Origin of the sequence: Acinetobacter sp. AL9 (genome assembly GCF_041464035.1) — a bacterium.
GTDB lineage: Bacteria > Pseudomonadota > Gammaproteobacteria > Pseudomonadales > Moraxellaceae > Acinetobacter > Acinetobacter towneri.
In genome coordinates this window covers 1-9,280 of sequence record NZ_JAYFSK010000072.1, presented here as the reverse complement: position 1 = coordinate 9,280, position 9,280 = coordinate 1, and the positions used below count along the sequence as shown (strand labels likewise).

Annotated in this window: 10 protein-coding genes and 1 tRNA gene; 4 read left to right on the top strand and 7 right to left on the bottom strand. The window is 40.5% G+C overall.

The window, feature by feature from the left end; all coding sequences use genetic code 11:
• Positions 1-406: 406 nt before the first annotated feature.
• Positions 407-1,699, top strand: coding sequence for a GGDEF domain-containing protein (locus tag ACEO2X_RS12280; protein ID WP_346792340.1), 1,293 nt, complete (start codon positions 407-409; stop codon positions 1,697-1,699).
• A 409-nt stretch (positions 1,700-2,108) separates the two neighbouring features.
• Here ACEO2X_RS12280 and guaA read toward each other — a convergent pair whose 3' ends face one another.
• Together guaA and ACEO2X_RS12270 are read right to left on the bottom strand one after the other, a co-directional pair.
• Positions 2,109-3,677: a glutamine-hydrolyzing GMP synthase gene (gene guaA, locus ACEO2X_RS12275; RefSeq protein WP_004970232.1), complete on the bottom strand. Its 1,569-nt coding sequence runs from the start codon at positions 3,675-3,677 to the stop codon at positions 2,109-2,111.
• A 224-nt stretch (positions 3,678-3,901) separates the two neighbouring features.
• The gene (locus ACEO2X_RS12270) at positions 3,902-4,324 is read right to left on the bottom strand and encodes a DoxX family protein (protein WP_004970234.1); all 423 of its coding nucleotides are present in this window, start codon (positions 4,322-4,324) and stop codon (positions 3,902-3,904) included.
• 232 nt (positions 4,325-4,556) lie between these two features.
• On the opposite strand from ACEO2X_RS12270, the gene ACEO2X_RS12265 reads away from it, so the two are divergent.
• The gene (locus tag ACEO2X_RS12265) at positions 4,557-5,192 is read left to right on the top strand and encodes a DedA family protein (protein ID WP_096902210.1); all 636 of its coding nucleotides are present in this window, start codon (positions 4,557-4,559) and stop codon (positions 5,190-5,192) included.
• A gap of 98 nt (positions 5,193-5,290) precedes the next feature.
• Here the strand turns inward: ACEO2X_RS12265 and ACEO2X_RS12260 are convergent, their stop codons facing one another.
• The 5 genes from ACEO2X_RS12260 to ACEO2X_RS12240 form a co-directional block, all read right to left on the bottom strand.
• Entirely contained in the window at positions 5,291-5,881 is a 591-nt protein-coding gene (locus tag ACEO2X_RS12260) for a LysE family translocator (RefSeq protein WP_131261281.1), read from the bottom strand.
• 241 nt (positions 5,882-6,122) lie between these two features.
• Positions 6,123-6,518: a hypothetical protein gene (locus tag ACEO2X_RS12255; RefSeq protein WP_004970241.1), complete on the bottom strand. Its 396-nt coding sequence runs from the start codon at positions 6,516-6,518 to the stop codon at positions 6,123-6,125.
• Positions 6,519-6,531: 13 nt separating this feature from the next.
• Positions 6,532-7,368: a ParA family protein gene (locus ACEO2X_RS12250; protein WP_070155018.1), complete on the bottom strand. Its 837-nt coding sequence runs from the start codon at positions 7,366-7,368 to the stop codon at positions 6,532-6,534.
• A 101-nt stretch (positions 7,369-7,469) separates the two neighbouring features.
• A complete protein-coding gene (locus ACEO2X_RS12245) occupies positions 7,470-7,862 on the bottom strand; it encodes a SirB2 family protein (protein ID WP_104852855.1) in 393 nt (130 codons plus the stop codon).
• A 13-nt stretch (positions 7,863-7,875) separates the two neighbouring features.
• The gene (locus ACEO2X_RS12240; protein WP_104852854.1) at positions 7,876-8,187 is read right to left on the bottom strand and encodes a BolA family transcriptional regulator; all 312 of its coding nucleotides are present in this window, start codon (positions 8,185-8,187) and stop codon (positions 7,876-7,878) included.
• 236 nt (positions 8,188-8,423) lie between these two features.
• Between ACEO2X_RS12240 and ACEO2X_RS12235 the strand changes: the two genes are divergently transcribed.
• Both ACEO2X_RS12235 and ACEO2X_RS12230 read left to right on the top strand, forming a co-directional pair.
• Positions 8,424-8,499 (top strand) — tRNA-Gly (locus ACEO2X_RS12235).
• Between the two features lie 349 nt (positions 8,500-8,848).
• Positions 8,849-9,160 carry a helix-turn-helix domain-containing protein gene (locus tag ACEO2X_RS12230; protein WP_104852853.1) on the top strand — a complete coding sequence of 104 codons (312 nt, stop codon included), beginning with the start codon at positions 8,849-8,851 and terminating at the stop codon, positions 9,158-9,160.
• Positions 9,161-9,280: the final 120 nt, after the last annotated feature.

Genomic DNA, 9,280 nt, shown 5'->3' with positions numbered 1-9,280 from the left:
CCTTAATAAACCCATCTTTATTTTCAGGGGATACAAAATAAGCAAGGTCTTGCTCTACTTTCTTTAAGCTTTCAGTCAAGTATTTCATTGCAAGTTTTTTTAAAATTTAATACCTAAATTGTATATGCTTGACTATATTTGTCAATATAATTATTTGATATAAATCACTCTTATATTTCTGTAAACTCCTTGACTATTAAATACGCTAAATCACTAACGAAGAGCAAGATGAAATTTGTTGTTCTGATTTTTATGGTCCAAACTTGAACTACACCTTAAAATATATGGCATAATTTTGACCAAAATTTAAAAAAAATAGAGAAAATACCCAAATTTAGGGAGGTTATTTTTTCTGCATTTTGCGCATAATCCTAACTATAAGTTGTCAATTTGAGTAAATATCGCTATGTCTGTAAAAGCTCGAATGGGGGAACAGACCCGTTCGAAGATTTTAAGCAATCAGGAAGCCTCAGAAAAACTTTTAAAAACAACTGAGTGTGATCTTGAAAACCGACAAGCAATTGAAAAAGCATTGCAGCACCCTACTGCGCAACTTCCACCACAATTTGAAACACATTTTTATCAACACCAAAATTTACATCAGCGTCGTTATTTACGCCAAGTCAATTACATTGGGCAAATGACGTTCCTGCTGTATTTCTTTATCGATTATTTCATCATTCCAGATGTCACTACGCTCTCGGCCACACTCCGTCTCAGTGCTGTTGTATTGGCGCTGATTGGCAATTATTTCTGCTTTAAATTGATCAAAGATATTCGCCTGCTGGATTTAATTTTACCGGTCAGCGCCACACTGTGCTGCGGTATTTGGTTCTATATCCTGTCGCAATCACAAAGCCCTTGGATTTCCACTTATGTTTATGCCTCGGTCATTTTTGTACTCATGGCCAATCTGTGTATTCAAGTGCGTTTCCGCCCTGCGGTCTATAATTCATTGGTCATGAGCGTACTCATGTTTTTTGGGGTGATTTCCCTCACCAACTTGCAGGATGCCTTAGTTTTTATGGTGGTGTATATCCCTGTATGTTTGTTGAGTTTGTATATCAGCTGGATCAATACCCTAAATGCCCGCCATCACTTTTTACGCAGTTTGCTGGATGACTGGAATTTTCATACCTTGCAAGCCTTGGCGCATACCGATGAACTGACCCAACTCAATAACCGACGTCAGTTTGTACACATGGCAGAACACAAAATTCATGCATGGCCTAAATCTGAATCGGTCTGCTTGCTGATGTTTGATGTCGACTTTTTTAAACAAATTAACGATACCTATGGGCACGATATTGGAGATCGAGTCTTACAAAATATTGCAGACATTGCTCGTAAAGAAATGCGCCGCAAGGATATTTTGGCACGCTTTGGCGGTGAAGAATTTATTGCACTGCTCAGTGAAACCAGCTTAGATGAAGCATTGATGATTTCGGAGCGCTTAAGACAAAAAATTGCTCAGCATGAAATGTGCATTGATAAAAAATGTTTTAATTTCACTGTCTCCATTGGCGTATCGAGTTTAAAACCACAACAAACCGACTTGCAGACCCTGATTAAAGAAGCCGATTTGGCCTTATACCAAGCCAAACAACGTGGACGAAATTGTGTTATCAGTTTTGATGTAGGGATGCCTGAGCCCCCTAAGTCTACGGTAAAAAAAGAAATTAAATCTTGGATTGTTTAGCAAACATAAAAAAAAGAGCACATGAAGTGCTCTTTTCTATGTGCAAGAGAAAAACTAGTTGCCGTTGGCACATTGTGCCCATTTAAAAACTTTGCTTTCAAATGGGTTCATTGCGTAATTTAGGTACGAAGTAGTGCTGCTTGAAACCCCTAGCTGCCGCCAGGCATCTTGCGCCTATCTTAAAAGCCATTCTTTAAAATAGGCTCATGGCGTAATTCAGGCGGACAGCAGTGCTGTCCGAAATCCCTCACTGCCGCGGGCATATTGCACCCATTTTAAAAGCTGTACTTTAAAATGGGCTCATGTCGTAAAACTGGCAAGCAGCAGTGCTGCTTGAAACCCCTAGCTGCCGCGCGTATAGCGCTTGGCGTAATTCAGGCACGAAGCAGTGCTTCGTGAAATCCCTGAATTACTCCCATTCAATGGTTGCAGGTGGTTTAGACGATACGTCATAAACCACACGTGAAACCTCTGCAATTTCATTCATGATGCGCGTTGAAATACGATCCACCAAGTCATACGGCAAGTGTGCGAAACGTGCGGTCATAAAGTCCACTGTTTCTACGGCACGTAGTGCGATTACCCATGCATAACGACGACCATCACCTACTACACCAACAGATTTTACAGGTTGGAATACTGCAAATGCTTGAGCTGTTTTGTCATACCAGCCACTTGCACGTAATTCCTGCATGAAAATATCATCAGCTAGACGTAAAATGTCTGCATATTCTTTTTTCACTTCACCCAAAATACGCACGCCCAAACCTGGACCTGGGAATGGATGGCGGTAAATCATGCTGTGTGGCAAGCCTAAAGTGGTGCCAAGCTTACGAACTTCATCTTTAAACAAGTCACGTAATGGTTCAACCAATTCAAAAGCTAAATCTTCTGGTAAACCGCCCACGTTGTGGTGTGATTTAATCACATGCGCTTTGCCTTGTTTGCTGGCTGCAGATTCAATCACGTCTGGGTAAATCGTACCTTGTGCCAAGAATTTCACGCCATCCAGCTTACGTGCTTCTTCGGCAAAAACTTCAATAAATTCACGACCAATGATTTTACGTTTTTTCTCTGGATCAACTTCACCAGCCAATGCACCTAAGAAACGCTGTTCAGCGTCGGCACGAATTACGCGAATCCCCATGTTTTCTGCAAACATTTGCATCACTTGATCGCCTTCGTTCAAGCGCAACAAACCGTTGTCTACAAATACACACGTCAATTGATCGCCAATGGCACGGTGCAATAAGGCAGCAACCACAGATGAATCGACACCACCTGACAAGCCAAGTAATACTTTTTCATTGCCAATTTGCTGACGTAATTGTTCTACACGCAAGTCGATGATGTGTTCTGGTGTCCACAAACCACGACAGCCACAAATTTGATGTACGAAGTTAGACAGTAGTTCTGCACCTTTAGCTGTGTGCGTTACTTCTGGGTGGAATTGAATACCATAGAAACGGCGTGTTTCATCAGAAATCATCGCCACAGGGCAGCTTGGTGTGCTTGCCGTAATTTGGAAGCCTTCTGGAATGCGTGCCACTTTATCGCCATGGCTCATCCAAACGTGCAATTGGTTTTCACGGTCTTGCAAGTTACCAATCAGTTTGTCACGTACCAAAATATCGACTTCGGCATAACCGAATTCATGTACTGAACCCGCTTCAACTTTACCGCCCAGTTGTTCTGACATGGTTTGTAAACCATAGCAGATACCCAGTACAGGTACGCCTAAGTTAAATACAATTTCAGGTGCGCGTGGACTACCCGCTTGGTGAACACTTTCAGGTCCACCCGATAAGATAATACCATTTGGATTAAATGCACGAATGTCTTCTTCCGACATATCGTAGGCATACATTTCAGAATATACGCCCGCTTCACGAACACGACGTGCGATCAGCTGGCTATATTGCGAACCGAAATCCAGAATCAGGATACGATCTTCAGTAATTTGAGTATTGGTAGTCATGACAAACAACTATAGAAAGGCAAACGAATTAAGCGCGCTATTCTAGCATTTTTCCACGCCTTGCGCACACTATTCAGACAATCCTAAAAATGGCTATTTTTCTTCGTGATATTGCAGTGACCACATACTCTAAGTTTTAAAAGACTATGCATTTTCTATGGCATAAAAAAAGCAACCTTCTTGAAGATTGCTTAAATTGTTGAGCTGATGTGGAAATCAATGACTTACTTTTTTGCTTCCAAAAGATGGTCTAGACTTATTTTGCCTGCACCGTAAAGCATGATGTAGAAGAAACCGCCAGCCAAACCAATATTTTTCATAAAATTCAGCGCATCTTCTGGTGCAGCATGGAATAAAAATGCAGTTAAAAGACTAAAAACACCTAAACCCAAACCCACGACACGTGCTTGTAAACCGAATAGAATTGCCAAACCACCACCAAGTTCTAGCAAAATCACCAAAGGTAGCAATGAACCTGAAACACCCATAGCTTGCATATAGCCCACTGTTGCATCATAGCCTGCAATTTTTCCCCAACCAGATACAATAAATAAATACGCTAAAAAAGCACGTGCAAATAAACTTACAATGGCTTGCACACTTGCTTTTTCGACCACACTTTTTAACACAACATTTGGATTAAACATCAGATCACCTATATTTTTGATTCATTCTTGAAGACAAATACATCTTAGTTTTTTCAAAATTCAGGATAAATACGCATTTAAAAGACATGTTGTTGCATCTATGCAACGAAAAAGAACCGATGTGGCTGGTCTAGCATCCCTAAAATCACTGTGAAAATTATTTACCTTTTCATACTGACTTTCCGCCTGTGGACTGCTAGGATTTGGGCACACTTTCGCTTGTTTTTTCCCCATGGAACTGATTGATTTTATCTTACACGTCGATGAACATTTGCTCGAATTCATCACCCAATATGGGGTATGGATTTACGCTATTTTATTCCTGATTATTTTTGTAGAAACAGGCTTGGTGGTCATGCCGTTTTTACCTGGCGATAGTTTGCTGTTCGCAGCAGGCGCACTGGCTGCATCGACAGGAGTGATGGATCCGTGGATTTTGGGTATTTTATTGTTTACTGCTGCGGTACTCGGTGACACCTTGAATTACCACATTGGTAAATATATTGGTCCACGGGTTTTTGAGCTGGAATCACGTTTTATCAATAAAAAACATTTGATCGAAACCCAGAAGTTTTTTGAGCGACACGGCGGAAAAACCATTATTTTTGCGCGTTTTGTGCCTTTTGCGCGTACCTTTGCGCCCTTTGTGGCGGGTGCAGGCAGCATGAATTATAAATACTTCCTAACCTATAACGTAATTGGCGCTTTTTGCTGGATCGCGTCGTTTATTACACTCGGTTATTTGTTTGGCAATATGCCAATTGTGAAAGACAATTTCACCCATTTAATTTTCGGCATTATTATTTTAAGTGTCTTGCCTGGGGTGATTGGTTTTATTCGCCAAAAACTCAAGAAAAAAACTGCTTAAGTTGTGAAATTCTTTGGGCATGCCTGTTGAACAGTGCTGCCCTTATCCATTCAAAATAGGTGAGATGAGTGCTCAACTCACCAAAAATCTCTAAATCTTTAGAAAAAACGTGCTACCACTGGCAGCATACACACCACCAACAGCAAAGCCGAGCCTTTATATAACAAATCTGCCGTCACTTTATTGGTTTCTCGCGCCAAAACTGCTCGCCCAAAAGACATCCAAAATAACGCTGTTGGCAATAAAATCAGACCAAATAAGACATAGACCATGGCAAAGTTGGTCGGGTTATCCCATGTTTCTGTAGGCAAAATACCTGCCGCAAATAACAAGGCTTTCGGGTTTTTAAAAGTCGAAAAAAATAATTGTGCAGGGCGAATGGCAGAGTGTTTTTGACAATGTTGCTCTAAATGTGACTGCTTCCATAAATGAAAAGCCATCCAAAACACATAGCCTGCGCTTAAAACATGCAGTATATCAATTAAATAAGGCCAAATTGGCGCACTCAAATGAATGAATAACGCCCACAGACTAATGGCATACATATAACCAAAAAACTCTGCGGGAATCAGCAGACTGGTTTTGGCAATGCCTTGTTGGTGGGCTGAGCTTGCCAATAGCGCATTGGTCGGGCCAGGAATCATCAAGACCGCAATCATTGCTAGGACAAAGAGCCAACTTTCAATCATAAACACCAGAGCATGCAAATCAAAAATAGGAGCACACCTTATATGAAAGCCATTGAAAATGACAAGTTTTTCTATCTGGCAGGACTGACCCAAGGGTATAAATAGAACAGAAAATAAAATTAAGTTTTTGTTTTTAAAATATTAGATTGAGATCAACCTTGAATTATCTTGCTACATTTTTTAAGCAATGGTGCTGCACAAATGGCAGCACCACGGACGAAATATTCGCAAATCCTAAAATTTAAGATGTTACAGGTTTGGGCTTAACAATAATCGGGCAAGCTTTAAATTTTGCTGCTTGTACAATGGCTTCTTGTTCACCTAAAAGACGTGCCAGTTCTGTTCTTTTAGTATTGGATGACTGTCCCATATTGACTGAAACACTCGGTGCAACGCCCCAACCGCCACGGCTTCCCCAACCACCGCCTAAACCGATACCTACACCAACACCTGTACGTTTCGGCGCTTCGACACCGCTTTCAATATATTGCTGAATACGGTTATATTCGCTTTGTAATTGTTGGCAATTCAAAGCCTGATAATGTGTAGGCGACACATAGCTAGGTTTCACTGTGGTCGCACAAGCCCCCAGCAATAAACTACTTGCCGCGACAAGACCAATTGCAAATGTTTTCATGTCTACCTCTGTATCACGCTTGCTCAATTTCATTGAACAACGATTGATAGGCCTGCGTCAATTTATGATCTGTTGCCAAATGAATTAATGGCAAATTTTTATGATGTGATTCTTTCATCAACACCGAAGGCGGCAACATGCTATTCAAAACAGGTAAACCTTCATCTTTAAGTTGCTGCACCACTTCACGCGGTAACTTGGCCTGTGCTTGATATTGATTCACCACAATGCCTTCAATTTGCAAGTTTGCATTGTGGTCATCCTGAGTTTCCAAAACATTTTCAATCAAGCTTTGTAAGGCACGTTTAGAAAAGACATCACAGTCAAAAGGAATGAGCACCCGATCTGCCGCAATTAAGGCAGAGAGCGTAAAAAAGTTAAATGCAGGTGGGGTATCAATAAATACACGGTCATATTGATCGGACAATTGTTGCAAGGCATCGCGCAGTTTGTAAATTTTATGTTTCGATTCAAGTGCGTGTGCCAAACCGCCCAATTGCGGACTCGCAGGGATTACATCCAAATTTTTAAATGGCGATTGATGCACATAGGCTTCTAAACCTTTGCTGCGGTTTTTTAAAATTGAGCCTAAAGCATTGCCTAATAAGCCTTTGGATTGATTTGCACCCAACACTTCTTCAAAGTAATTTTCGATGTTGGGTTCAAGCGCAGGCTTGTCGGCAGAATAAGTGGCATCATCACCCAATAAATATTGGCTGGAGTTGGCTTGCGGGTCGAGGTCAATCACCAATGTTTTTAAACCCTGATGCGCACTGATTGCAGCCAAATTGACGGTAATACTGGATTTTCCAACACCACCTTTCTGATTAAACACCACACGTGTGCGCATTGTCGCCCCTCGTTGAATGACTTCAGTTCTTGTTATATGTTCAGTTTAACCGACCCGCTATGATTGTTGGCGCATAGTGTCTAACAATCCTTAAACTTGCCCTAGCCAAAACTTGGTTTAAGCATAACCAAACCTAAAATGGCAATGAAAGCAATCAGGGCCAGTCCCCAGCCAACACGGCGCTGCACCAGCAAAATACGCTCATCTTTTTTATACGCTTTAATCAAAGAAGAAAGCATCACAAAAAATAAAATAATTTTGGCATAAAACCAAGCTTCGACCTGAAAATCCTTCAGAAATAAGGCAATGACTCCTGTCACCACAATCAGCGTGAGTGCCGAATGCTGCAAAGCTACAAAGACTTTCCATGCTTTAGGGTTTGGAGAGTGGTTCAATGTACCTTTAAATAAAGTCATGGCACGCACCACAATCACCAACAGCAACAAAGCCACTGCAGCAACGTGAATATTGTTCAGCATTGATAAATTTTCCATCTATAGCCTTCCCTTACGCATCTTTTGGTGCATGTGCACATTCAGGGCTTGACGTATCTTGGCCTTGCCACTCAGAGGCAACAAAGGCATGAATCGCAAGCGCATGAATTTTATTTGGCGCGAGTAGATCACCCACAGCGGCATAAATTTTTTGATGACGTTGTACCGAACGTAAGCCCTGAAAAACATCACTGACCATCACCACTTTAAAATGGGATTCTTTTCCTGGGAAATAACCGCCATGCCCTGCAGATTCATTCACAACTTCTAAATGACTTGGATTTAAAGCAGCTAAGCGTTGCAACAATTGTTGTTCTAAACTCATGATTGTATTTCCCAAAATGGTTTAAAGGCTGCCTAGCAGTATAACTGCGTTCTATACAATTCTCAGCACTTTGGCAGAATCATTCGTGCTTGGTGCTGTTACAGCGTGTTTTTCTACTTAAATTTGGCGATCTCATCGCCAGTTGTTCTAAAAAATGTCGTTTATTTATGCAATTAAGCTAATTTTTTGCATAAATGGATTGACCCTATTTTTGCATCATGTATTATACACCGCATGCGGGAATAGCTCAGTTGGTAGAGCACAACCTTGCCAAGGTTGGGGTCGCGAGTTCGAGTCTCGTTTCCCGCTCCAGATTCTAAAAGCCTCAGTTGAATGACTGGGGCTTTTTTATTGTTGTTTTATTCAATATTTTACTTCATAAGAAATTTTTATACTTAAAAAAGTAAGTTTACAAAAGTGCTCTTTCAAAACTGTGAACAAAAAACCGTGTAGATGATGCTCCAAAGTATCAATCATACAAGATAAAAAAAACTCCAAAACAAAAGATAGTATTAGCTACTACTAAGTGGCTTATGTTAAACAAGATCAGCTTGCCTAGATCCTAAATATTGATGCCGCGGAGCCTGTTAATAATTTCTGTCATTGCTTCTTAATAAAAAAGCAACTAATATGCTTCTTATACCACCAAAAAGCAATAAATATGTCTACACTAAATAAGTCTTTACTACAGCAAGTCAAAAAAAGACGAACCCTATTGGGTTTAAAGCAAGTTGATATGCAATCACGTACAGGCATTTCAAGACAGCAGTACCAAAAACTGGAAAGTCAAGGCAATCCTCGATTAGATACCTTAGAAATTATTGCGGCAGGACTAAATGCTCAACTGATGCTCATCCCAGATGATAAGGTTCATTTGATTAGACAATTATTGAATGATGAAATTAAAGTCACTATTGAAGATCAAGATGACTTAATGTCTAACCCATGGAAAGGTCTTCTCGGAGGAGAGTAATTAACTATAACTAAAAATATAGACAAATATTTGCATAAGTGCTCATTTTGTCTATGTCGATTCAGTAGTGGCAAGGTGGGTATTTATTAGAGATTTAAATGATTATCTTTTGTATTTTAG